Annotated in this window: 24 protein-coding genes; 11 read left to right on the top strand and 13 right to left on the bottom strand. The window is 54.5% G+C overall.

From position 1 onward, the window contains the following. Positions 1–5: 5 nt before the first annotated feature. Complete coding sequence (locus AC1DFB_RS18615) at positions 6–605, bottom strand: SCO family protein (RefSeq protein ID WP_480886810.1); 600 nt, start codon at positions 603–605, stop codon at positions 6–8. A 177-nt stretch (positions 606–782) separates the two neighbouring features. On the opposite strand from AC1DFB_RS18615, the gene AC1DFB_RS18610 reads away from it, so the two are divergent. Together AC1DFB_RS18610 and AC1DFB_RS18605 are read left to right on the top strand one after the other, a co-directional pair. Continuing rightward, positions 783–1,211, top strand: a complete 429-nt coding sequence (locus AC1DFB_RS18610; RefSeq protein ID WP_170392752.1) for a MerR family transcriptional regulator — start codon at positions 783–785, stop codon at positions 1,209–1,211. Positions 1,212–1,308: 97 nt separating this feature from the next. Beyond that, complete coding sequence (locus AC1DFB_RS18605; protein ID WP_170801778.1) at positions 1,309–2,058, top strand: transglutaminase-like domain-containing protein; 750 nt, start codon at positions 1,309–1,311, stop codon at positions 2,056–2,058. Between the two features lie 7 nt (positions 2,059–2,065). Here the strand turns inward: AC1DFB_RS18605 and phnE are convergent, their stop codons facing one another. From phnE to AC1DFB_RS18585, 4 genes are read right to left on the bottom strand one after another with little or no spacing between them, the layout of a single operon-like run. Then, on the bottom strand, positions 2,066–2,809 hold the full coding sequence (gene phnE, locus AC1DFB_RS18600) for a phosphonate ABC transporter, permease protein PhnE (RefSeq protein WP_480921836.1): 744 nt from the start codon (positions 2,807–2,809) through the stop codon (positions 2,066–2,068). Beyond that, positions 2,809–3,579 (bottom strand): phosphonate ABC transporter ATP-binding protein, encoded by a 771-nt coding sequence (locus tag AC1DFB_RS18595; protein WP_480921835.1) that lies wholly within the window; start codon positions 3,577–3,579, stop codon positions 2,809–2,811. Before AC1DFB_RS18595 ends, phnE begins: the two co-directional genes overlap by 1 nt. Then, positions 3,576–4,436: a phosphate/phosphite/phosphonate ABC transporter substrate-binding protein gene (locus AC1DFB_RS18590; RefSeq protein WP_170663588.1), complete on the bottom strand. Its 861-nt coding sequence runs from the start codon at positions 4,434–4,436 to the stop codon at positions 3,576–3,578. Before AC1DFB_RS18590 ends, AC1DFB_RS18595 begins: the two co-directional genes overlap by 4 nt. Next, positions 4,436–6,289 (bottom strand): cytochrome c peroxidase, encoded by a 1,854-nt coding sequence (locus AC1DFB_RS18585; protein WP_480921834.1) that lies wholly within the window; start codon positions 6,287–6,289, stop codon positions 4,436–4,438. Before AC1DFB_RS18585 ends, AC1DFB_RS18590 begins: the two co-directional genes overlap by 1 nt. Positions 6,290–6,405: 116 nt before the next feature. Here AC1DFB_RS18585 and mntR point away from each other — a divergent pair, with 116 nt between their 5' ends. Further along, the gene (gene mntR, locus AC1DFB_RS18580; RefSeq protein ID WP_480921833.1) at positions 6,406–6,858 is read left to right on the top strand and encodes a manganese-binding transcriptional regulator MntR; all 453 of its coding nucleotides are present in this window, start codon (positions 6,406–6,408) and stop codon (positions 6,856–6,858) included. Between the two features lie 199 nt (positions 6,859–7,057). On the opposite strand, the gene AC1DFB_RS18575 is transcribed toward mntR, so the two are convergent. Next, the gene (locus AC1DFB_RS18575; RefSeq protein ID WP_480922630.1) at positions 7,058–7,237 is read right to left on the bottom strand and encodes a GDCCVxC domain-containing (seleno)protein; all 180 of its coding nucleotides are present in this window, start codon (positions 7,235–7,237) and stop codon (positions 7,058–7,060) included. Between the two features lie 76 nt (positions 7,238–7,313). Then, complete coding sequence (locus AC1DFB_RS18570; protein ID WP_480921832.1) at positions 7,314–7,637, bottom strand: hypothetical protein; 324 nt, start codon at positions 7,635–7,637, stop codon at positions 7,314–7,316. A 99-nt stretch (positions 7,638–7,736) separates the two neighbouring features. On the opposite strand from AC1DFB_RS18570, the gene AC1DFB_RS18565 reads away from it, so the two are divergent. The 3 genes from AC1DFB_RS18565 to AC1DFB_RS18555 all read left to right on the top strand — a co-directional run bounded on the left by AC1DFB_RS18565 (position 7,737) and on the right by AC1DFB_RS18555 (position 10,286). Further along, positions 7,737–8,135: a MerR family transcriptional regulator gene (locus AC1DFB_RS18565; protein WP_170818943.1), complete on the top strand. Its 399-nt coding sequence runs from the start codon at positions 7,737–7,739 to the stop codon at positions 8,133–8,135. 103 nt (positions 8,136–8,238) lie between these two features. Continuing rightward, positions 8,239–9,642, top strand: a complete 1,404-nt coding sequence (locus AC1DFB_RS18560) for a sensor histidine kinase (protein ID WP_480921831.1) — start codon at positions 8,239–8,241, stop codon at positions 9,640–9,642. Continuing rightward, positions 9,639–10,286 carry a response regulator gene (locus tag AC1DFB_RS18555; protein WP_170392761.1) on the top strand — a complete coding sequence of 216 codons (648 nt, stop codon included), beginning with the start codon at positions 9,639–9,641 and terminating at the stop codon, positions 10,284–10,286. Before AC1DFB_RS18560 ends, AC1DFB_RS18555 begins: the two co-directional genes overlap by 4 nt. Before the next feature lie 76 nt (positions 10,287–10,362). Here the strand turns inward: AC1DFB_RS18555 and AC1DFB_RS18550 are convergent, their stop codons facing one another. The 4 genes from AC1DFB_RS18550 to AC1DFB_RS18535 form a co-directional block, all read right to left on the bottom strand. Next, the gene (locus AC1DFB_RS18550) at positions 10,363–11,226 is read right to left on the bottom strand and encodes a hypothetical protein (RefSeq protein ID WP_480921830.1); all 864 of its coding nucleotides are present in this window, start codon (positions 11,224–11,226) and stop codon (positions 10,363–10,365) included. 159 nt (positions 11,227–11,385) lie between these two features. Further along, positions 11,386–12,267 (bottom strand): cation diffusion facilitator family transporter, encoded by an 882-nt coding sequence (locus AC1DFB_RS18545; RefSeq protein ID WP_480921829.1) that lies wholly within the window; start codon positions 12,265–12,267, stop codon positions 11,386–11,388. A 158-nt stretch (positions 12,268–12,425) separates the two neighbouring features. Then, positions 12,426–13,334: a c-type cytochrome gene (locus AC1DFB_RS18540; RefSeq protein WP_480921828.1), complete on the bottom strand. Its 909-nt coding sequence runs from the start codon at positions 13,332–13,334 to the stop codon at positions 12,426–12,428. Between the two features lie 13 nt (positions 13,335–13,347). Continuing rightward, positions 13,348–13,815 carry a cytochrome c gene (locus AC1DFB_RS18535; protein ID WP_170402540.1) on the bottom strand — a complete coding sequence of 156 codons (468 nt, stop codon included), beginning with the start codon at positions 13,813–13,815 and terminating at the stop codon, positions 13,348–13,350. 86 nt (positions 13,816–13,901) lie between these two features. Here AC1DFB_RS18535 and AC1DFB_RS18530 point away from each other — a divergent pair, with 86 nt between their 5' ends. Further along, positions 13,902–14,750, top strand: coding sequence for a LysR family transcriptional regulator (locus AC1DFB_RS18530; protein WP_480921827.1), 849 nt, complete (start codon positions 13,902–13,904; stop codon positions 14,748–14,750). A 659-nt stretch (positions 14,751–15,409) separates the two neighbouring features. On the opposite strand, the gene AC1DFB_RS18525 is transcribed toward AC1DFB_RS18530, so the two are convergent. Then, a complete protein-coding gene (locus tag AC1DFB_RS18525; RefSeq protein ID WP_480921826.1) occupies positions 15,410–16,357 on the bottom strand; it encodes a substrate-binding domain-containing protein in 948 nt (315 codons plus the stop codon). Positions 16,358–16,623: 266 nt separating this feature from the next. Here AC1DFB_RS18525 and AC1DFB_RS18520 point away from each other — a divergent pair, with 266 nt between their 5' ends. The 4 genes from AC1DFB_RS18520 to AC1DFB_RS18505 are packed head-to-tail and all read left to right on the top strand — an operon-like array spanning position 16,624 to position 22,489. Then, positions 16,624–18,849 carry a DUF1989 domain-containing protein gene (locus tag AC1DFB_RS18520; RefSeq protein WP_480921825.1) on the top strand — a complete coding sequence of 742 codons (2,226 nt, stop codon included), beginning with the start codon at positions 16,624–16,626 and terminating at the stop codon, positions 18,847–18,849. 35 nt (positions 18,850–18,884) lie between these two features. Then, the gene (locus AC1DFB_RS18515; protein WP_480921824.1) at positions 18,885–19,853 is read left to right on the top strand and encodes an ABC transporter substrate-binding protein; all 969 of its coding nucleotides are present in this window, start codon (positions 18,885–18,887) and stop codon (positions 19,851–19,853) included. A 58-nt stretch (positions 19,854–19,911) separates the two neighbouring features. Next, positions 19,912–20,961 (top strand): quaternary amine ABC transporter ATP-binding protein, encoded by a 1,050-nt coding sequence (locus AC1DFB_RS18510; protein WP_170392768.1) that lies wholly within the window; start codon positions 19,912–19,914, stop codon positions 20,959–20,961. Between the two features lie 10 nt (positions 20,962–20,971). Continuing rightward, positions 20,972–22,489, top strand: a complete 1,518-nt coding sequence (locus tag AC1DFB_RS18505; protein ID WP_170392769.1) for an ABC transporter permease — start codon at positions 20,972–20,974, stop codon at positions 22,487–22,489. Positions 22,490–22,820: 331 nt separating this feature from the next. Here AC1DFB_RS18505 and AC1DFB_RS18500 read toward each other — a convergent pair whose 3' ends face one another. Beyond that, positions 22,821–23,261 carry a hypothetical protein gene (locus AC1DFB_RS18500; protein WP_480761523.1) on the bottom strand — a complete coding sequence of 147 codons (441 nt, stop codon included), beginning with the start codon at positions 23,259–23,261 and terminating at the stop codon, positions 22,821–22,823.

Raw genomic sequence — 23,261 nt, 5'->3', positions numbered from 1 at the left:
GGTGCTCAAAGTCTTTGTTTCAGATCCGCAAGAATTTCTTCTGCTGGCGTGCCATATGACCAGGACTGAACGAATCCAGCGTCCTTGTTGAACAGAAACAGATGAGAGGTATGCCCCATCGTATAACCGTCCGGCGCAGTGGCTTGTTCGATCCGTTCGTAGAAAATCGGAAAGGTCTTGGACGTCTCCGCAATCTGTTCCGGCGTGCCTGTAAGCCCAATGATCCCCGCATCGAAAAGTGGTACATACTCGGCCAGGACTGCCGGGGTGTCGCGTTCGGGGTCAATGGATACGAAGATAGGTTGCACTTGGTTTGATTGGCTTCCCAGCCCTTCCTGCACTGCTGCTACCTCAGACAGTGTTGTCGGGCATACGTCCGGGCAGTTGGTGAACCCGAAAAACACCAACATCCACTTGCCTGCAAAGTCGTTCTGAGTACGAACAACGCCAGAGTGATCTGTCAGTTCGAACCTGGCTTCGAACGGGACAGACCCCTCCTCAATCCGCGCAGGTCTATATTCTGACCACAGCATCAGATAGGCAAATGCCGCCGTTGCGACACCAGCCAGTACCCATAAGATTTTTTGAAATACGGTCAGTTTCAAAGTTAGCCGTCCGCCTGTGATTCTTGGTTCAGAACGGCATGTACACCCTCTACCTGCTAGAGGTTCAAAGGGGATTTTGAGCCTGCGGCTGGGTGTCACAGGTCCACCGGCTGGAAGGTGCTATTGTGCGGTGCTAACCCGAACCTACATACGCTGTAACTTTGTAAGGAGACCCAGATGCTGACGATCGGAACGCTTGGAAAAAAGACCGGAACCAAGGTTCAGACGATCCGCTACTACGAGCAGATCGGACTTATGCCGGAACCGGGGCGCACCGAAGGTGGCCAGCGGCGTTATGGCCATACCGAACTGGATCGCCTGGCTTTTATCCGTCACGCCCGCCAACTGGGGTTTTCGCTTGAAGCGATACGCGAACTGCTTGATTTGTCCGACGATCCGGATCGCCCATGTCATGAAGCCGACAGTATCGCGCGCCGACAACTCAAACAGATTGAGCAAAGAATGGCGCGGCTAGAAGCGTTGCGGACCGAGCTGGAGCGCATGGTGCATGAATGCAGTGGCGGCAACACCTCGGATTGTCGTGTACTCGAAGTTCTACGCGATCATTCCGAATGTCTTACTGATCACGAAGACATCGGCGCGTAACCCTGGGCAGCGTTGTTGCGAACTGGAAATAGCCTCTTGAAGCTACAGTCACTGTAGCAATTACAAGTCTTTCTGAGTTGATTCGACGAGAGACCAAATGCTGAACCGAGACCCGTTGTTAACCGCCACACCTCTGCTTGATTTTGATACACCCACAATTTTGGGACTCATAACGGAACGGCGCTGGCCCGATCTGCCTGTCTCGGATCGAATTGGCGCTATTTATGATTTCGTGCGTAACGAGATTGCCTTTGGTTACAACCGTGCTGACGATATCCCGGCTTCAGAGGTGCTCGCTAACGGCTTTGGGCAATGCAATACCAAGGGCACGCTTTTGATGGCACTGTTTCGCGGCAGCGGTATTCGATGCCGTTTGCATGGCTTTATGATCCACAAAGAGTTGCAGAGGGGTGTGGTCCCCGAATTGATTTATCCGCTGGCGCCAGAAGAAATCTTGCATTCGTGGGTCGAAGTTGAAGTAGGCGATCGTTGGGTCAACCTCGAGGGATTTATTCTGGATCAGCCATACCTGGAGGCGTTGCAGCGTAACTTTGCAGAAACAGAAAGCCTGTGCGGTTACGGGGCGGGCACCGGTTGTTTGAGCGACCCTCAGGTCGAATGGGAAGGTCGTGACACGTACATTCAGAAAACCGGCATCGTGCAGGATTTTGGCGTTTTTGATACTCCGGATGCGTTCTATGCTGACCATGCGCAAAGTTTCGGCAGCATTCGGGGTTGGCTCTATCGCTTCATATTCCGTCACTGGATGAACGCGCGCGTTCGATCCCTGCGCAATGGGAAGCTGAAGGCTCGAATGGCGGCCACGCATACACACGGAAATGCATAGCGGGGCCTCAACTGAAGCGCTTTTGCAAGGCCGTATTCAGTGCCTCTGACAATAAAACCAAAACGATGATTGCCAACGTCACGGTCGCAGCCTTTTCATACTGAAACGACCGCACGTAGGTTTGTACATACAACCCGATGCCACCGGCACCGACAATGCCCAGTATCAGGCTTTCGCGCAGATTTAGCTCAAACCGAAATACGGTATCGCGCATGATCACAGGCGCCATCTGCGGCCAGATTGCCCAACGCAACTGTTGAATTCTGTTGGCCCCTGCGCTTTCAAGCGCCGCCACAGGAGCGGTGGCAACATTGTCGATGGCTTCTGCATAGAACTTTGCCAACATGCCGGTCGCGTGAAATGTGATTGCCAGAATACCGGGAAGCGGACCCAACCCAACAGCGCCCACCATTAGCATAGCGACCAGGATCAGCGGGATCGAACGGATAACCGCAAGCAAGGCACGGACGGGACGCCAGATCGCTGGTGACACCATAGTTTCAGACGCCAGAACGGACAGTCCCGCGGACAGGATCACAGCGAACAATGTTCCCAGAATGGCGATCCTCAGTGTCTCCGCCAGCCCGGTCAGAACCTCGCGCCAAACGGACAGGTCAGGTGGGATCATGCGCCCCAAAAACTCTGCCAGACGGGGTCCCGCGCCTGGCAGCTTGCCCAATCCCATATCTCCGCTGGTCAGCGACCACAGGATCGCCAGCACCAGCATGACCCAAATGACGGATCGACCCATCAACTGACTACACGCAGCCCCGATGTGACACCGGCACCGTGATACAGTTCATCGATGTCCCCGCTGGTCAACTGAGCCGACGGTTTGTCGAACAATACCACGCCATCTCGCAGGCCTATGATGCGCTCAGCAAAGCGGCGTGACAGGTCGGGCTGATGCGAGCTGAAAATGACGCCGATTTCGCGGCTACGTGCAGAGCTGGTGATCAGGCTCAGAATGCGTTCGGCGTGAGCAGGGTCCAAATTGCTGACGGGCTCATCCGCAAGGATCAACTCGGGTTCTTGTGCCAGACATCTTGCAATCGCAACGCGCTGCCGTTGTCCACCCGACAACTGATCGGCACGGCGGCTTGCCAGATCGGACAGCCCCGTATCCTGAAGCGCTCGTGTCACGCACATATGGTCCTCTTCCCGAAACCGACCCCAGAGTGAGGACCAGATAGTCATCCGGCCCATCCGACCGTTCATCACATTCTGATAAACACTCTGCCGATCAACCAATGCGAATTCCTGGAAGACAAAGCCAGTATTGGCACGGTCCTCGCGGGATGGAATTCCTGTTGCCAAAAGTGACTTGCCCAGCACCTGGGCCTCGCCCTGCCAACCGCTCGAACGACCATCCAACAACGCCAGCAACGTTGATTTGCCCGCACCCGAAGGACCGAGTAGCGCGACGCTTTCACCGGGCTGCACCGACAGCGAAACATCTGAAAGAGCTGCCGCACTGGCAAAGTGCTGCGATACCGCGTTGAGTGAAACTATAGGGTTCATTTCAGAAACCCATAGCGCCGCGCAGTCTCGCGCACGCCTTCGTAAACCGACGGATCAGCAGGAAGATAGCCATCCGGGCCATAGAGGTAAGCCAGTAGGTAACGGTTCTCACTATCGTTGAGGCGCAGCATGGTTTCAATGAACTTCGCCTGCAGTCCGGTGTCCAGATCAGGGCGGGCAATGATTGCGTGGCTGGGAATTTGTTCTGATTCCGCCAGCACCTTGACCTCGGCCTGCTGATCCGGGGTCAGATAGAGATCGGCATACTGGCTCGCACCCGCCGCATCGACCAGCCCATTGGCCATGGCCTGCATCGCCTGCTGGTAACCACCGGCAAAGAATTTCTGCCCGAAAAAGCTGTCGGCATCGCCCGTGCCCGAGAACAGCCCGGCGCGCACAAACAGATCAAGCGGATAGATGTAACCGGATTCCGAGACCGGATCGGAAAAGGCGATGTCACGTCCCCGGAGATCGGCCAGCGTTTCGATTCCGCTGTCACGCCGCACGAAGACCCGGCCCGAATAGCTGGGTTGCCCGCGATATACCTCAGACAACAGCGGTACGGCGCCGATCTGGTCTTCGGCCAACACAAAGGGCAACGCTCCCATGAACGAGATATCGGCATCACCGTTGCGCAGCGCCTCAACGGCGGCAGCGTGGTCGAACGTGACAAACCCCGTGACCGGGACGCCCATCTGCTCTGAAAGCCAGCCGGTGATGACGTTGATGTCACCCAATAGCTTTTCGGGGTTCTCCTGCGGGATGAAGGCCAGCTTCAGCCCCCGGTCAGTTGCAGCCATTACGGGCAGGGCTGCAGATGCGGCTGCAGCGACCAGAAAATTGCGGCGCGACAACATCAGAACATCCTCTCGTCAATTTCGGCCTGCATGGCCTTGAACAGTTCCCACTGGCGGGTGGCTTCGGTCCAGTTACCCTCGGCGCTGGCATCGCCAACCGCTCGCAGGATCGCGGCGAATTCGTAGATTTCGGGCTTGGCGTTCTGATTGACCATGACACTGGCATCCGCCGCCAGATCAGGAGCTACCGTGTCGATCAGAACCGCTATGTTTTCGGCATCCTGCATCGGCAGCAGGGTATCGAGCGTGCTGGCGAATGTTGTCAGCTCCTCCCAGGACAAGCGGAATACGCTGTTGCGACCCTCGAATACTTGATAGGGGTCTTCACCGTCTCCAACAGCTTCGACGTAGGCCGTCAGATCTGCGCGCTGTGCTTCGTCCAAACCCAAATTTTTGGTATCATTGAACCAGTCAACAACGCTGGCCAGCGTCGGCAGCGATCCGTCATGCATGTAAGGTGCAGTGAAATTGACGTTGCGCAGCGTCGGGGTTTCGAACGCAGAAGCCGTGCCGCCGGGGAATGGTGGTTCAGCGCTGCCGATGTCGTAGGTCAGACCATCGCGGAACTGACGGTCAGGCGTGTGACACGAAGCGCAGGACTTGTCACCAAGTCCTGCAAATTTGGTGTTGAATAGCACCTCCCCGCGCTTGGCGGCGTCTGACGCCAGATCGGTCAGCTTGCCGGACCGATCGATCTTAGGGTTGGGAAGAAAGTCGAACTGTTTGATATAGGCTTCCAGCGCATCCAGTTGAAACGGCGTTGGCTCCTTTCCCGCGAATTCGGTCACAATCACATTTCGGATGAACCGGCGCAGGCTGGGTTCGCGCCCGTCGCGGCCATAAGGTGCGGTAAAGCGGATGCCGCGCATGGAAGGCGTATCCAAGTGATCATCGGTCCGATCATTGAACATTGGATTGAAGAACGATCCGTCCACATCCATCCCACCCGGATGGGATGACAGGCCCGGAATGAAGAAATCCCGGTTCACGTCGGAGCGGTTGTGGCAGGTCGAGCAGGCGATGCCCAACTCGCGCGCCGGGCCGCCGAAGATTTCAGGGCTATCGAACAGCATATCGCCATAGGCCACCAGCGGTAGATTGGCTTCATCCTCACCCGCCTCTTCAAACTGAAGAACCAGCCGCGGCAGCTGCGCCTGATCTCCGATGTTCGACCCTGGCGGCAGCGTGGCGGGCATTGTGATTTGTTCGCCGGAAAGCACAACTGTTTCAGGCAGCGGTGTTAACTTGTCGCGTTGGGCATACTCGGATGGCAGATAGTTGGCACGAATATAGGCAGCGACAATGGCCTGAGCCTCCGCAAATTGGTCGACATCCACCGTTTGTGCACCATTGCCCAGTACTCCTGCGCTGCCAAGGGTGGAGTTCAGAACCAGCCATGCCCGGCCCAGATCGCGAGCCGCCGACGCATCCGCAGCCTTGATACCATCTTCGAATGCGCGGAACAGAGCTGCCGCTTGTGCAACCTCGCGTGCCGCTTCAGGCTGACCCAACGCGGTCTTTGCGACATCCAGATGGCGCAGGATTCCCTCAGCAATGGCAATTGTGCTTGCTTCGAACAGCGCCTGGAGATCTTCGGCTTGCATAGCTTGGTTGATCGCAAGCGCCTCTTTGTCGGAAACGCGTGACAATGGAGCGACCTGAATGTCACTGCCAGGTGCGGGCGAGGTCCAACTCCTCTCAATTTCATCCCAGGGAACCGGGGTTAGATTTCCCATGAACAAGGTCAGTCGATACGCGGCAGCGCGCGGAGCCCAAGGAGATTCTTCAATCGCCGTGGCATCGGCGATCACTGGCAATGCGCAAAGAAGTGTGGACGCTATTAGATATTTCATAGCTCTGTCTATTAAGGTTAGCCTTGTCTAATTTATTGATGAAGGCATGCTCATTGTCAAGTTCGGCTTTCAGGTGCATACACTAGTGACTGGATTAACGACCTAATCGTGAGCCGATGACTGAAACGACACCGCAAGATTCAGATCGTAGTATTGATACCCAGGCGAGTGGATTTGAGGCTGTGCGACAGGCCCACCAAAGCGAAATGGTTGAAGACTACGTTGAACTTATTGCAGAGTTGATCCATCAGAATGGCTCGGCGCGCCCGGTCGAAATAGCCGAGCGGTTGGGCGTAACCCAACCTACGGTTTCGAAGAATTTGGCCCGTTTGAAACGAGAAGGTTTCATAGAACAAATTCCCTACCGCTCACTTCAGCTGACCGATGCCGGACGTCAATTGGCGGAAGCTTGTAGAAGGCGTCACCGGATTGTCGTGGAATTCCTGATCGCCTTGGGCGTTTCATCGGAAGTCGCAGAGCATGACGCTGAAGGTATTGAGCATCATGTAAGCGAAGAGACTCTTGCAGTTTTTAAAGGGTTCGTTGGGCGGACTGAGGAAACAAAGTAGAAACTAAAAACCTAAGTTGTGCTGGCGAATTCTGACACTCTTAGTTTTAGAAAGACTAAGACCACTTAAACCTTTGTTGGGCCGTTACACTAGCCCCGCACGAACACTTGTCGCATCTGAAAAGCGAAAAATGAGCGGATTTAGTGATTGAATCTTTTCCCAAGCGGCCAAGGTAAAAATCGGTCTAGCTCATTTTTTTTCATTGGGGATCGAAACCTTTAGCGGCAGTGGCCTTACTACAGCAGCTATCCCCCAACTGAATTGGCGGACACGGTACAGTCGCGTAGGAACAAAAGACACAGCAATCGCCCTCCAACGGTTTCAAAACTGCCTCGCATGATTTGCATTCATAAAACCACTGGCACGAGTCAGTTGGCATTTTCTCGGTTTCAACGTGCCCACACCGAGGGCAGGTCAAAATGCTATCGAGCACCACAGTTTGATTTGTCATTGTCTCACATCTGCATGATTAGATAGTCATTGATTTGAGCCTCATTGAACACGATGACCCATGCCAACGCGGTAATCGCCGTGCTTCCGACAAGCCACCATTTCAGATTTGCCAACGTCCCGTTTAGATGCGCTAAGAACCACGAAACCGCGACCAGCGCTGTTGAGACGGCGAGAACATAGTAGCTTGCCGCCGCTATTTTTCCGAATACTGCCAACCAACTGCCGCCCAAGCCTAACAACATCATGGCCATTGGAAGAACACAGCATGTTGCGACGCCCAGAGCTGAAACCGATCCCAAGTAGCTGAGGTTCACGTATTTCTTCATCTTTTGCTCCCGAGATGCTCGATTTGATTGTGTTGAAGCACCGGTATTCAGAGCGTATAACTCCTGTAGTAACTACAGGATCAAGTGGAGGCACTTCACATGATTGCGATAGGTGAGGCTTCCCGGCAATCCGGGGTTGGCATAGAAACCATCCGCTACTACGAACGCGAAGGTATCGTACCAAGACCTGTGCGAGCTCTGAACAATCGTCGCCTCTATTCAGCAAGCGATGTGGGAAGACTTCGATTTTTGAAGAGGTGCCGCGACCTGGGATTTCCTCTCCCAGACGCAAAGGCGCTTTTAGAGCTGTCAGAAGGAAGTGCCGAAGACTGCCGGTCGGTGAAAGAGCTGGCCGAGGCGCATATTTCTAGCGTTCGAAGCAAGATTGATGAGCTCAGACGTCTGGAGCACGCCTTGAGTGAGCTTACTGCCAATTGTGATAGTGGTAACGTTCACTGCCCGATGCTGCAAAGTCTGCGAACGATGGATGATATCTGACTCTGGCCACCGGGCGGAAGCTCAGAGTCTGAGATTTGGCCAGATCAGGTCAGACCAAGGTCTGTGGTGCGGTAACAGATTGTAGTTCATAGTCGATTTCACGATGAGAGCGAAAGTAACTGACCTGACGATTGGCAATTGGTCGTTGTCGCGAGTCTTTCTTGCGGCAAGTATCTTCGTGATGGGTACTGCTACCGCAATCGTTGGGGTCTGGGTGTCTAATCGAATTCAGAACGCAGTCGTGCAAAACTCCGCCAACTCCGCAGCGCTGTATATGGAAAGCGTAGTTTCCCCGCTTAGCCAGGAATTTGCACATGGCGACCGCCTTTCTGAGCAGGCGAGCCTCGCGCTGGATGAGATTTTCATGACCCAGCCAATGCGTGACCGTATCGTTTCCTACAAATTCTGGAAGCAAGGCGGTGTGATTGCGCATGCCTCGGATACAGACATCATAGGAAACCGTTTCAATCCAACGGATGATTTAAGGCGAGCGTGGAACGGTGATATCTCCGGCTCTTTCGAAGAACTTGATCATGCCGAGAGCGCCGCCGAGGCGGCATTGGGGATACCACTGCTGGAAGTTTACAGCCCAATTCGCGAACTCTGGTCCGGCGAAATCATCGCAATTGCGGAGTTCTACGAAAGAGCTGACCAGCTTGAGTTAGACTTAGCCAAGGCCAGGCGAACAAGTTGGTTGGTCGTCGGCTCCGCATTTCTGGCAAGTACTATTGTTCTGTATTCCATCGTCGCAATTGGCGACAAAACAATTCGACGACAGGGGTCTCTTCTTAAACAGCGGTTGAAAGAAAGTGAGAAGATGGCTGAGCAGAATGCGCTGCTGCGGTCGCGTGTGGTCGAGGCGTCAGAAAGATATACCACGCAAACAGATCGGTTCCTCAAGAATCTTGGAGCTGAGCTACATGATGGCCCTGCGCAATACCTGTCGCTCGCCGCCCTTAGACTGGAGGCGGCGTTTTCCAAAGAGTCGGAAAGGCCTAAAGAGGCAGTGGAAATTCAGCAGTCTTTGCAAAAATCGCTGGCTGAAATTCGTGCAATTTCGCGAGGGCTGTCCGCGCCAGATATCGATAGCCTGTCACTCGTCGATGTTGTGAAGAGAGCCGTAGAGGATCACGCCGAACACAGCCCGTTGCGACCGGATATTTCATTCCTGGGCAGCCAGGCCCCAGAGTTGTCATTGTCCGACAAACTGTGCGTTTTTCGGTTCCTCCAGGAAACGCTTTCCAATGCCGCTAGATATGCTCCAGCTTCCAAGTGCACTGTTATCGCTGAGGCGCAGAACGACCGCATAGTTGTAAAGATCACAGACGACGGACCAGGATTTGACAGGTCAGAAGAAACCGCGTTGCGAGACGATGGTGGCCAGGGGCTTATGGGCTTGCGAGATCGGGTCGAGAGTATTGGTGGCAGGTTCGACGTCGCATCGAGACCGGGCGAAGGCACCACCATAGCTATGACACTATTTCCCAGAAAGTTAGGCACATCATGACTACATCTGTCGTAATAGCCGATGATCACCCGATATTCAGGGATGGTTTGCAACGCACGTTGGATGAAGCAGATGGCTTCGAAGTTTTAGCCGCTGGGTCCAGTGCTGAAGAGGCAGTATCGCTGGTCGGCACGCATCAGCCGGACATAGCTATTCTTGACCTCTCGATGCCCGGTGGCGGGATAAGCGCGACACGTAAAATCGCGGCAATGGCAAATCCACCCGTCATTGCAATCTTGACGGTCTCAGAGAACAGCGGCGATGTCGCGGACGCCTTGGAGGCGGGTGCGATTGGGTACATTGTGAAGGGAGTAACCGCGAGCGAACTAACCGCTTCTTTACGCAGCATCGCCGCAGGTGAAGGGTTCGTTTCTCCTGGCTTGGCCTCGCGGGTACTTCTTCAAATCAACGCTGACACCGGCATGTCTGTTAACAGCAGCATTCTAGATGACCTTACACATCGTGAGGAAGAAATACTGAGACGTGTGGCCAAAGGACTGAGTAATCGTGAAATCGCTGACGAGTTAGACCTCCAGGAAAAGACCGTGAAGCACTACATGACCGCAGTTCTGTCCAAGCTTCATGCGCGAAATCGGGTAGAGGCCGCGCTCATTGCACATGATGTTTGGAACAAGGGAGAATAGCTGCGGTCTCTTTGGCGACGGTGGCGGCCCCTCACCAAAAAGAAGCCGCCAACGGATTATCGACTGGAATTGCAGCTCAGTTGGCGACCGACTGTAACCTCCGGCGATCAGAGGCCGTTGCGTTTCTTTCAACAACAGTCCGGTTGTAAGGGTCTTTCAACTCGTAACGCCCAAACTCGATCTCCTCTTTCCAACCATTGGCATAATTTACTTCGATATTGTTGCCTTGGCGTTCGATTTTCGTGGGTCGACTTCCAGCAGTGCCGCCTTGCCCAGATGAGCGTACATTGTCGATTGAGATACCATTCGCCAAGGACCGAAGCCTTGAAACGTCAGCGCCTGTCGCGGGGCGTTCCTCAACAGTTCGGTTCTGAGCATTCTTTCTCTCATACCGCCCGTTTTCGATCTCTTCCTTGGTTCCGTCGGCGTAACGCACTTCAATGCCGTTGGCGTTTGTTTCGACCTTTGTTATCCCAGCCGAACCCGACGATTTACCCCCTGATTGAGACCGATCCTTCTTTCCGCTGCCCTTATTGGAGCGTTTGGAGTCATCGTCGTCATTATCGTCATCGTCGTCGCGACCACTTTTTCCTGATCCCGAATTGTCGTCCCGGTCATCATCTCTGTCGTCGTCTCGATCATCGTCTCTATCGTCATCACGATCATCATCTCGGTCGCCACCACGGCCGCTATTACCCGACCCCGAGTTATCATCCCGATCGTCGTCGCGATCATCATCCCTGTCATCGTCACGATCATCATCCCGGTCATCGTCACGATCATCCCCGTCTTTCCCTTTGCCGCTTTTGGCAAAGGCATATGACGGTTCAAAATGTAGGCGGCCATCGTCATCAAAGGTTGGCACATAAGGCGTCGCGGCAATCAACGAAGCCAACGCCGCGGTACTTAGAAGTTGACCCAGCTTTCTTTGAATTTTCATTTTCGCCTCCAATTTTGATCGTCACGCTTCATGACATTGGAGACAGGCTACTACCGGTCCGACTTTCCCACATCGGGCTTAAGTCTGACGAATTTCAAGCCGAACGTCTTAATCAGATCAGTCAAACCAATAGATTTTTTGCAGAACCAAATGAGCAGTTTAGTGGGGATTAACCCCGTCGCCTTTCAACTCGTCATCAGGTTCGAGGTGAATGACAAAGACGGAACCCGGGTACAGACACTCTAGTTCTTCCTCTATGTCGTTACATATATCGTGCGCTGCGCTGACTGGCATTGTGCCGTCCACAACAAGGTGAAACTCTACAAAGATAACATTCGCGGATCTGCGCCCTTTGAGGTCATGATACTCTAAGGCTGCGCCGAGGTTTGCTTCGATTGCATTAGAAACAGTCTGCAAGTCATGTTCCGACAGGCTCACATCCATCAGGCCATCGACGGATGCCCGAATAACTTTCCAGCCCTCCCACAAGATGTTCAGCGCAACAAGAATTGCCAGGATCGGGTCAAGGATCAACCAGCCGGTGACAAGCGCTAGTATCAGTCCAGCGACGACACCAACAGAAGTCATAACATCCGTAAAAATGTGGCGGGAGCTCGCTTCCAAGGCAGGCGATCCCTCGCGCCTACCTGTCCTAAGCAAGAGGTAGGCCCATGCACCGTTCACACCCGTTGCTACGATATTGACGGCAATTCCAAGCAGCGGCGCATCCTCAAGATGCGGGTTCGGGAGCGCCAGTACAGCTTCTCTGATGATCAAGAACGCCGCCAACACAATCAGCGCGCCCTCAACCACGGCTGAAAGATACTCAGCTTTTTTGTGACCAAAGGGGTGGTTTTGGTCAGGGGGCTTATTGGCAACCCGAACTGCGAAATACGCCAACAAAGCCGCGACAACATTCACGGTTGATTCCATTGCGTCCGACAACAAAGCCACCGAACCTGTCAGCCACCAAGCCAACAGTTTCAGGGCCAGTACCGCAATGGATATCGGGATAGACCAAAGAGCGATTTTTTGTGTCATTTGGCCGCGACCCTCAGTCAATCATGAACAGAAACTCGGGTGATTGGTGAGCTCCGATGTTCAAAACGTAAAACAGGTGTTTGGCGAAAAGGGAATAGGTCTTACGGCATCCTATCGGCGACAGCATCTGGTCGCCGCTGCGTGGCGCCAAACGACTGTTATTCGGATGAAAGCCCGGTCGACGAAACAGGAACAGCCTTGAGGTAGGCGGCAATCGCCAAACGGTCCTCATCCGTCAGCCGTGAGGTGTTCTCGATGACCTCCACCATCTCACCACCCGCACTGTCATAGTCTGGTGTAAAGCCAGATTTTAGGTATTCGGCAATGTCTGCTTCTGACCAATCAAGCTGGTCTGAGGTTAAGCCGGGGATACGACCTTTCCCGTTTGGATTTGGTGCACCCGTCAGCCAAAGGTCTCGTTTCAGGCCCCCTAAACCATTTCGCGGGGTATGGCATTCAGCGCAATGACCCAGCGCCTCGACCAAATACCTGCCATGTTTTTGTTGGTCGGTCAGATCATCTTCGACCACCCAGCCTGATGACATGAACAAGAGCTTCCATCCCCCCAATCCGCGCCGAACGCTGAAAGGAAAACCTACGTCATGCGCAACACTTTCCGTTGCGGCCGCTGGCAGCGTGCCGAGGAATGCGTGTAGCGAAACCACGTCTTCGGCCGACATGTTGGCGTAAGAGGTATAGGGAAACGCTGGGAAATAGTGCTGCCCTTCGGGTCCGGTTCCATGGATCAAGGCATTGGCCAGATCCAGGGCAGACCAGGATCCGACACCAGTTTCCGGGTCACTGGAAATGTTGGGGGCAATGAACGTGCCGAATTCCGTCTCAAACCGGCGACCACCAGCGAGCACGAGCTTGTCTTCACCGACCGCATCCGGCGCTGAATGACAGGATGCGCATCCTGCCGCGTGGAACACGATTTCACCTCTGGCAAGATCTGGGTTCAAACCGTCGAGTCGTGATTGCTCCATTCGTTGAGGTCGGGTCAGGACCAAACCGGCCAACCCGACCAACACAATGACGATTGCGACAAAGAAAAGAAAGCGCCGCACCGTCAGTGCCCAATCAGTTCTTTGGAGCTCTGTATGCTTTGTGACATGCCGAACAGCTTCCGCCCAGATCGCCCATCGCTGCTTTTAGGGCATCAACATCTTGACCTGCCGCAGCCTGCATCGCAACAGCGGCGTCTGCCATGGCCTGCCCTTTCGCACCAACGTCAGGGAAGTTCTCCCAGATCGCAGGCAATGCACGGGTGGTCGGATCGGACACATTGTCAGATCCCTGGGGCCACATCGCGGATTGATCGATTTGTGTCAGTACAACAAGATTATTCGCGGCCCGAGTTGCGGCCTCGGCATCATAATCGACCTCTCCCTTAGCCATTCCGCCAAGTGTACCAAGATTGAAGGCATAGAGTTGCATGATTGAGGTACGAGCTTTCACAGCCGGGTTTTCACTTTCTTGGGCGATGGCTGTGCCAATGGCGGCCAATGACAAAAGACCTGCCGCGAATACTGAGAACTTCTTCTTCATGATGTGTCTCCCTGTTTAATGCTCCGAATGTTAACTTGAACGATTTTTCTTGTAATTGTTTGTTATTGGTCGTCACTTGTTAATTTATGAACAATGCAAACTGGGATGATATTCGGTACGCGCTCGCCGTAAGCAATTACGGCTCACTCAATGCAGCGGCAGCGGCACTGGGCGTCACGCATGCGACCGTGTTGCGAAGGGTGGCCGCATTCGAAGAGCGCAATAGCTGTGTGATTTTCCAGAAAAGCCCTTCGGGATACTCCGCCCTGCCCGAGGCCAGAGCAGTTCTGTCGGCTATGGAAAGCGTCGAAGATGCGGTGCTATCGGTCGAACGTGCGCTTGTAGGAGCAAACCGGTCTCCGGTAGGTCACGTACGTATCGCGTCAACTGACAGCCTTTGCCAGCTTGTTTTGCCCCAAATACTTAAAGAGATATCCCAGTTGTACCCTGGCTTGGAGCTGACTTTATTGAGCGGCAACAGCCATCATGATTTATCGAGATTAACTGCGGACATCGCCGTAAGGCCCTCCATAAAACTTGAAGAAGGGCTTGTTGGGGAACGCGCAGGTACGCTGTCATTTGGAGTTTTCGACGACGGCGGCACCAATCAAAAATGGTTGCGGCTTGATGGGGCATTGAGTCGTTCTCTTCCAGCAAAATGGCTTGCCGATCATGTCAGTGCGGATGAAATGACCAACGGAGCAGATAGCTTCTTAGTGCTTCAGCAGATGGCTGCATCTGGGGTGGGCAGAGCGTTTCTGCCCTTGTTCATCGGGAACGCGGACCCTCGGCTTCAGCTATCGAGCGAGATGGATCCTGGAATTGATGTTCCACTGTGGGTCGCGACACTTGATGAAATAGCACACACTCCGAGGTTTGCCATTGTACAACGAGCTTTGGTTGATCGCATAGCCAACAAAACACTCTGCCGCTGAGAACAACGGGAAGTCGCGCCCTCGCTCGGGCGGACTGTACGCTTTCAGGCCTTCAAGGGTTTCGTCCGGTGGCAGGAAGCGCGCGATCATTAAGGTTACTAACGTCGCAAAAGGCGCGGCTGACCTCTAAGGCAACCCCATTGTTCGCTGCCTGACCTACAAATCAGCTCTGATTCTCCGAAAGGGAAGTCAGATCAAACCAAACAGTCCGTCGGAGCATGAACTGGAGGCGGTGGGTTAGTTTATGAAGCAAATGTCAAATTCAACTAATGTCTAACATTGGGGGCGTCTTCTGATGACGAACGTCCACCGCTTGTCTGGTCCAACTATGACGGTTAGGTCGGGTTCGCTTGACTTTAAACAACAGGAATGTGGGGAGACATATAGCTTTGCGATTCGATAGATATTAGTTTACTGATTTTATATGTTATTTTTCCTTAGAGGAGCGCAGACACTAACATTCGCAAGTCAAGGCATTTCCGATTAGTCAGCGCCCTTCTTAGAATTTCTCAGGTATTAGCTGCGTCTCGACCAATGAGCAAACGCGCTTCTCTCTGACATCCACTGTGGTTTGTGCCGGCTGGTGATCAGAGCCCGTAATAGGCCTTCGGCATCATCCATAGCCTCGCTCGTTTCGCAAATCGTGATGCCCAGGTCGTCTAAATTCGTTTTGTAGAGCTCCGAACAACGAGTCGTGTGGCGAGCTCTTCGGATTTAGGTGCCTGATCAGAAGCGATCCAATCGGCTAGCGCGTCTGCTGCTCGTTCACCCATCTTAAAAACAGGTAGATGCACGCTTGTCAGAGGCGGAACGGTCACGGACGAAATTGGAAGGTCGTCAACGCCCATCATAGAAATCTGGTCCGGGACGCTGATGTTTTGCGCTTGAAGACCAAGCAAAACCCCAAGCGCAACGACGTCAGATAGGCATAAAATTGCATCTGGCTTGGTGTTTAGACCGCCGAGGTGTTTTGCAACGTTTACTCCGCCCTGATGGCTGATCTCGGTTTCGAAGGTTGAAAGATTTCCAGCGAAGGGAAAGGTTGTAATGCCTGCAAGGCGAGCTCGTGTGCGATCATTGTCGTGAACCGGGCCATGTACGACAGCAATGTCCCGATGTCCGAGATCTGCAAGGTGCTGCAATGCAAGTTGCGCCGCGGCTGCGTTATCATACCCGATGGTCGGCAACGGGTTTTCGGGGTCAAAGAAAGACGTAATGATTGTTGGCAACATAGTGCGCTCGATCAGATCGAGCAGCGCGGCATTGTGTGTGGCTCCGGTGATAATCAGCCCCTCAGCTCCGATATCCAGCAGGCTTTTGGCTTTCTTGGCTTCGATATCCAGATTTGCCTCGGTGGTTGCTACGATCAGTGACAATTGGTGGTCCGACAGCTTGCGCTCTAGCGCCGCAAGAAAGCGGGCAAAGATTGCGTTGTCCAGAGTTGGGACCAATGCGCCGACAAATCTAGTGCGTCCGGAGTTGATCGCGCGCGCGGCCGCACTTGGGACAAATTTGAGGTCAGCGATGGTGGCTTGAACTTTTTCCAGAGTATCTTTCTTAACCACACTCGGTTCGTTCAACACGCGCGACACCGTCGCGACAGACACGCCCGCAGCCTTTGCTACATCTCTGAGATTTGCGCGTTTTTTAGGCTCTGGGGCTTTTTGCATCGTAGGATTTGGTGTCCATTTCGCGGATTTCTGAGTAAAGAGTTGACATATGTAACTAGTTTCATCAACCTCTGTAACTAGTTACATTTTGGGAATTCAGCAGCGATATGCAGGGGTCATCCGTCTTACACGCGTTTACCAACTCGGGGTTTGACAGCCCTGGCCGCCTGTTTCCTGGGTTTCAGAACGCTTCTGACACCCGCATGCACATCCTTACCGCACGTGAGGCTGTTCGACTGGTCGTAAAGCACGGTGATTTGCTTTCGATAGAAGGGGTTGGTCCAAAGCAAGCACTGGATGTTGTGGCGTTCACCAATGATGGAAAGTCGGGACTGGCGGCGCTGAGTTTGACAGCAACCGGGCACGTCAAATGGGACGATTTTGATAGTACACAGCTCCTGACTTGGGTTACGGCGCATGGCGGCAGTCGGCAGGTTCCCTGTCACAGGCTGGACCATATACCCGAGCCGCTGATTCTCCGCGCAGACCACACGGTTACTGTCTGGGTGATCCGTACAACCGCGGTCACAGGGTTGATTGAAGGCAGTGCGACCGGGAACATCACAGTCTTGCACAAACCAGCAATGGTCAAAGGGCCGCCTTTGCCACATTTGCTGGGTGATACACGGGACGAATTCACCGTGCAACGCGGTAGCGCTCTGGCCTATGAACTGAAGGCTGGAGAATTTGTTCAAATCATCGACATTGAAGGCCAGCAGTGTTCTGACTTCATGGCGCTGCGAACTGATGGGCTGGATCGTGGCCAGGAATGGATGATCGATTCAACTGCCACTCGGTCGATGGTGCGCCGTGCCTATCCCGGCCCCGGCTTGCTGGACAAGTTCTTTGATCGTGACATGCGCCCGCTGTTGAACGTAGTGCAGGATACCTGCGGTCGGCATGACACATTCGGACTAGCCTGTACCGCTCGCGGGTATGAAGAGCGAGGGTTCCCCGGCCATCTGAACTGTTCGGATAATATGTCAAACGCCTTGGCCCCTTACGGCGTTTCACAGCGGGCTGCGTGGCCTGCAATCAACTTCTTCTGGAATACATGGATCGACCCGACGAACCATCACATACTAACCGAGGAATCCTACTCGCGTCCCGGTGACTATGTCGCCATGCGCGCGCTTGAGGATCTGGTTTGCGTCTCGACCGCCTGCCCGGACGACATTGATCCCATCAATGGCTGGAACCCGACCGATGTGCATGTACGCATCTACCGCCCCAAAACGCCCATCCGCCGTGCGGTTGCCTATCGTGAAAAGGAAGACGCGCCCATGTCGATCAGTCAGGAGTCGGCCTTTCACGACCGTCTGGCCCCGTTAACCCAGCATTTCGCACCTGCGCGCGACCTATGGGCGCCCGTCAGTTACCCTGCCCACGGCACGTTGGGTGAATACTGGGCCTGTCGCGAGGCGGTGACTGTTCAGGACATGAGCGGGCTTCGCAAATTCGATATTGTCGGCCCGGATGCCGAGGCTCTGATGCAATTGGCCACCACGCGCAATGTGGCGAAGCTACCGGTCTGGCGCGGGTCTTATACATTGATGTGTGACGAGAGCGGCTCGGTGATCGACGATGGCACCCTGTTCCGACTTGCGCCCGAAATCTTCCGTTGGTGTTGCGGCACCGAGGAAAGCGGGCGCGCGTTGCAAGAACTGGCCGATGCGCGTGGCCTGCAAGTGCGGATCCATGCGCTGCGTGGAGCAATGCCCAACCTGGCCATTCAAGGGCCAAAGTCGCGCGAACTGCTACGCAAGATCGCCTTTACGCAACCGCATGTGCCAGGCTTGGATCATCTGAAATGGTTCGGCGTCACCGTCGCGCGGCTACGTGACCGCGAGGGTGCGCCGTTTATGCTGTCACGCTCGGGGTATACCGGTGAGTTGGGGTATGAGGTCTTCTGTTCCAAATCCGACGCCGTTGCGATCTGGGATGCGGTGATGGCGGCTGGGGAAGAGTTTGGGATCACGCCAATGGGTTCGGCCGCCCTGGACATCATCCGGATAGAGGCAGGGCTCGCCGCGGCCAATGCCGAATTTGCGCCGGGTGTCGATGCCTTTGAGGCTGGTCTTGGCTTCGCCGTCGATCTGACAAAAACCGAATTCACTGGAAAAGCCGCACTGGAACGCAACCTGCGCGAGCCACGTCGGGCGCTTAAAGGGCTTTTAATCGGATGCGATGATGTGCCAGCGCACGGTGCACCCGTCTATACAGGTGAACGGCAAGTAGGAGTGGTAACGTCTGCCACCCGATCACCGACGCTGGAACACGCAATCGCAATGGCACGGTTATCCATCGAACACGCGGAAAACGGCACTCAACTTGAGATCGGTCAACTCGACGGGCGGATGAAACGCCTGCGCGCCACCGTCTCGGATATTCCATTCATAGACCCGCAACGTAAGCGGGCGCGCGCCTGAAGGCGCATGCAACTCAACGCAACGGGAGAAAGTACATGAAAAAACTGAAACTTATTGCAACCTTGACCTTTGCTTTCGGCGCAACAACGGCGATGGCACAAGAAAAGGTTATGGTGGGCGAGCCCAGCTGGCCCGGTGCCAAAATAATGAGCCGTGTGATCGGCCAGATCATTGAGACCCGCTTGGGTGGAGAAGCTGGCTATGCCCCCGGAGCAAACGCGGTGATCTTTGCCGCCATGGATGGCGGTCGTGGTGACATCGACGTACACCCGGATGTTTGGCTGCCGAACCAGTCGTCCTTTACGGATGAATATGTCGATCAGAAAGGCACCGTAGGTTTGTCCTCAGGCAGTTACGAAGGCCGCGCTGGGATTTGCGTGCCAAACTACATGGTCGAAGATCACAACATCCGTTCGATCTACGACCTGGCGACACCCGTCGCGCAAGAGCTGTTTGACTCCGATGGCGACGGCATGGGTGAGGTCTGGGTTGGTGCCTCGGGCTGGGCCTCGACCAACACGTTCAAGGTGCGGGTGCGGGATTATGGGATCGAGACATTTCTGACGCCGACCACCGAAGACGAAACCGTGTTCTATTCCCGTCTGAAAGATCAGATCGACCAGAAGAAAGGCGCGGCCTTCTACTGCTACGCGCCACACTACGTGCACGCCTTATATGATGTGACCATTCTGGAAGAGCCCGAGCACGACGCGGCCACCTACAAGATGGTTCAGCCCGATCAGGATGCCGATTGGTATAACAAATCCCATGTCAGCACGGGTGAACCGGTCAAAACCGTGACAGTGGCGCATTCGAAATCGCTGGAAAAGCGCAACCCGGCAGCGGCCTCTTTCCTTGCCAATATCGACATGGATGCGGGAGAGCTAAGCGGTCTGACTTATGAAGTCGTAGTCAAGGGCCGTGACACGGATGAAGTCGTAGCCGAATGGATCGCCGCCAACGGCGATATCGTCGACGGTTGGCTGGGACTGACGACCAACTAAAGCCCATGCGCCCCTGACTATCGGGGGCGCGAACCAACACAATTCCAATGGGGCCAATATGACAGCGGAAATAGCAATCGACGCAAAAGGCGTGTGGAAAGTTTTCGGTACACGCTCGCAGGAGGCTTTGAACGCTATCCACAGCGAGGGCCTGAGCAAGGCTGAGGTGCTGGAACGCTTCAACTGCGTTGTCGGCGTGGCTGATGCCAGCTTTGAGATCGAACGGGGCGAGCTGTTCTGCGTCATGGGCCTGTCGGGTTCGGGTAAATCGACCCTTGTGCGTCATGTGAACCGTCTGCTGGAGCCCACTGACGGCCATATCTATCTGGATGGCGAGGATGTGATGGGCCTGAACGATGAAGGTCTGCGCGATCTGCGTAACCGGCGCGTTGCGATGGTGTTCCAGAACTTTGGCTTGATGCCTCACCGCACAGTCCGCGACAATGTAGCAATGCCGCTGGAAATTCGCGGAACCGGAAAAGCACGCCGCTGGGAAGAGGCGGACCGGGTGCTGGAGCTGGTCGAGCTGAACGGTTGGGAAGACAAATACGCACATGAGCTGTCAGGCGGTATGCAACAACGAGTGGGACTGGCCCGTGCGATCGCTGCAGACCCTGAAATCCTTTTGATGGATGAGCCGTTCTCGGCCCTAGACCCGCTAATCCGCAAGCAGTTGCAGGATCAGTTCATGGACCTCAGTCACAAGCTGAACAAAACCACGATGTTTATCACCCACGACCTGGATGAAGCAATCCGCATCGGCCACCGCATCGCGATCATGAAGGACGGGCGCATCGTGCAGATCGGCACGCCGGAAGAGATCATACTCAACCCCGCTGACGACTATGTGGCCGACTTTGTGGCGGGGATTTCGAAACTCAATATGATCTTCGCCCATGCGGTCATGAAACCGGTCGATGAGTTCGAGGCGCATCACGGCGAACTCCCGGAGGATGCCAAAGAGGCTCACCCAGATATGGATCTGTCCGACCTGATGAACCTCTGCGTGGACGGACATGGAGTCGTAGCTGTGACGCAAGATGGCAAGACGGTAGGTGTTATTAACCGTGCGGGTTTGATCCGCGCAATTCAGGACAGTCAGGCGTAAGGGCAACGATATGAAACATGTTGATACGCAACAGATCCAACCGGAAACCGCCGACCGTCTGAATGGGCTAATAGGAGATTTTGTCGGTCAGGGGAACGCCTATTACCAGAAGACCTTCGCCTATATGATGCAGGCCCCAGGCTATCGCTTTACATTAAACACAGCTGCAGCAATCCTCGGGCCGATCTGGTTTGGCGCACGCGGGCTGTGGTCGTGGTTTCTTGGGTTTCTGGTTTTGGAAACGCTGGCCTACATCCAGATCGGTCTGGGTTTGTTTGGTGATCTTGGGCGCGAGTTCCGCGAGCGGGCGATACAGATCGAGCAGACACTGGAGCTGCGCCGACAGCAGATTGCAGCTGCGGAGCAATCCGGGTCGACCACGTTGGAGTCGTTGAAACGCGCGGCGGAATCACTTGAAGGAGCTCTGGCTGGCGCGCAGGAGGCCGCACGCACAGCGGACTCTACCGGTGTCACGTATCTGATCATTGGGATCGCCCTTCTGCTGGCAGTCAAGTTTTTAGCTGCTTCGCTGGCCAACTGGACGCTTGAAGGTCAATTCGCGCGCTGGCGTTCAGACCCAAGTGTAGCCCACGGCTGGTCTATCTCTCGGCTGATTGTGGCGACGGCGTTGACCGCTGTGGTGGTGATCCTGTCTATGATCAAATTTGCACAACCGGACGCGGTGGCTGTGCTCAAGACCTTCCCAACCAACCGGGACTGGCGTCTGAACGTAGGCGATGGTGTGCAAGCGGTGTTCGAGTGGACCAAGACTGCCGGGCGCGGCTTCTTTGATGGGCTGACCTATGGGATGCGCACCCTGCTGGACTGGATCGAGGTTGTGCTGGTCGATACCCCCTGGCCGGTCGTAGCTTTGGTGATCATCATGCTGGCTTACCTGTCGGCTGGTCCCCGTGTGGCGATCTTCACCGGAGCCGCGCTGGCCTATCTAGGCCTGCTGGATTTTTGGGAAAAGGCGATGACTACAATCGCCCTGTTGGGCGCCGCGGCGCTGATTTCGATCACGCTGGGCATTCCATTGGGTATCTATTGCGCCCGTCGCCCACGTGCTTTTGCCATCGTACGGCCCATTCTAGATTTCATGCAGTCAATGCCCTCCTTCGTCTACCTGATCCCGGTGGTGGCTTTTATTGGATCTGGAAAGCCTGCGGGCGTAGTTGCAACCATGATTTTCGGTAGCCCTCCGGTAATCCGCTTTACCGTACTTGGCCTGCAGCAAGTCCCTGAAACCGTGCGGGAAGCCGCTTTGGCTTTTGGAGCAACGCCTCGTTATCTGCTATGGCGGGTAGACCTGCCCTTGGCGCACAAGACCATCATGGCAGGTGTGAACCAGACTATCCTGATGTCTCTGGCAATGGTTGTAGTCGCCTCGCTGATCGGAGCCAAGGGTTTGGGCGAGGACGTACTAGAGGCACTGCAATACGCAGCGGCGGGACAAGGAATTCTGGCCGGTTTGGCAATCTTGTTCTGCGCGTTAATCTTGGATCGGATTGTGGCCGGAAGAAAATAACAATTGTGGCAAACGCACGATCATCCGACTGAAGTTCTAAGTGTGTTTTCAAAGCCAGTAGGTGGCGGGCACTGATCACACCTGTGTTTGAGCCTCGTCTCAAAAAAAGACCCGGATGAAATCTGGTGGCTCGGCAAGTGGTCCCACCGTCACGAAATCGTTTTTCACACGCGACCGACTAGACGCAAATCCAATGCGCCGACTCGTAGCATCCTGAAAAACGCTGATCCAGAAAACCTTGTCGGGCCCGATGATCGCGAACCCCACCACTATTATTGATGAGCATGTGCGAAGGAGCATCAACTTTGCTCAGCCTCCTGCATTTATTGGTTCAAACAGTCGTTGAGACACTCAGCTTGGTTTGACGCTTTCCCCCCATCGTCAGTTTCCGAACAACATCTAGTGTCTCTTTCGGGTACACCCGAACAAAACCGGCTTCACAGGTGATCGTCTGAATTTCCCTTCGGTTCAGTGTCGGACCCAAATGGACCGCTGCTATCTCAAACTGCCGCGCAATTCGGCCCATCGTTACATAGTATTTTTCAAAAGCCTGAATACTCTCTTCAGTGATGTAGCAACGGTAGTGCTGCATGTCCGGGTTTCGCAGTTCTATCTGCTTAAGGTATCCAACTTCCCGCAATAGCCGGATTGACCTAACACTAATACTCATGCGTGCCGCCTCATCCGTAAGCGACAGATCGCCGGAGAACACGCGCTCCGATTTTTCCAAGATCTCATCGCAGTCGATCAGAAATCCAGCCAACCCATCCAT

The sequence above is a fragment of the Ruegeria sp. S84 genome (genome assembly GCF_056583445.1).
Note: the sequence above shows the minus strand (reverse complement) of the source record. Positions and strands in the feature narration are given on the sequence as shown.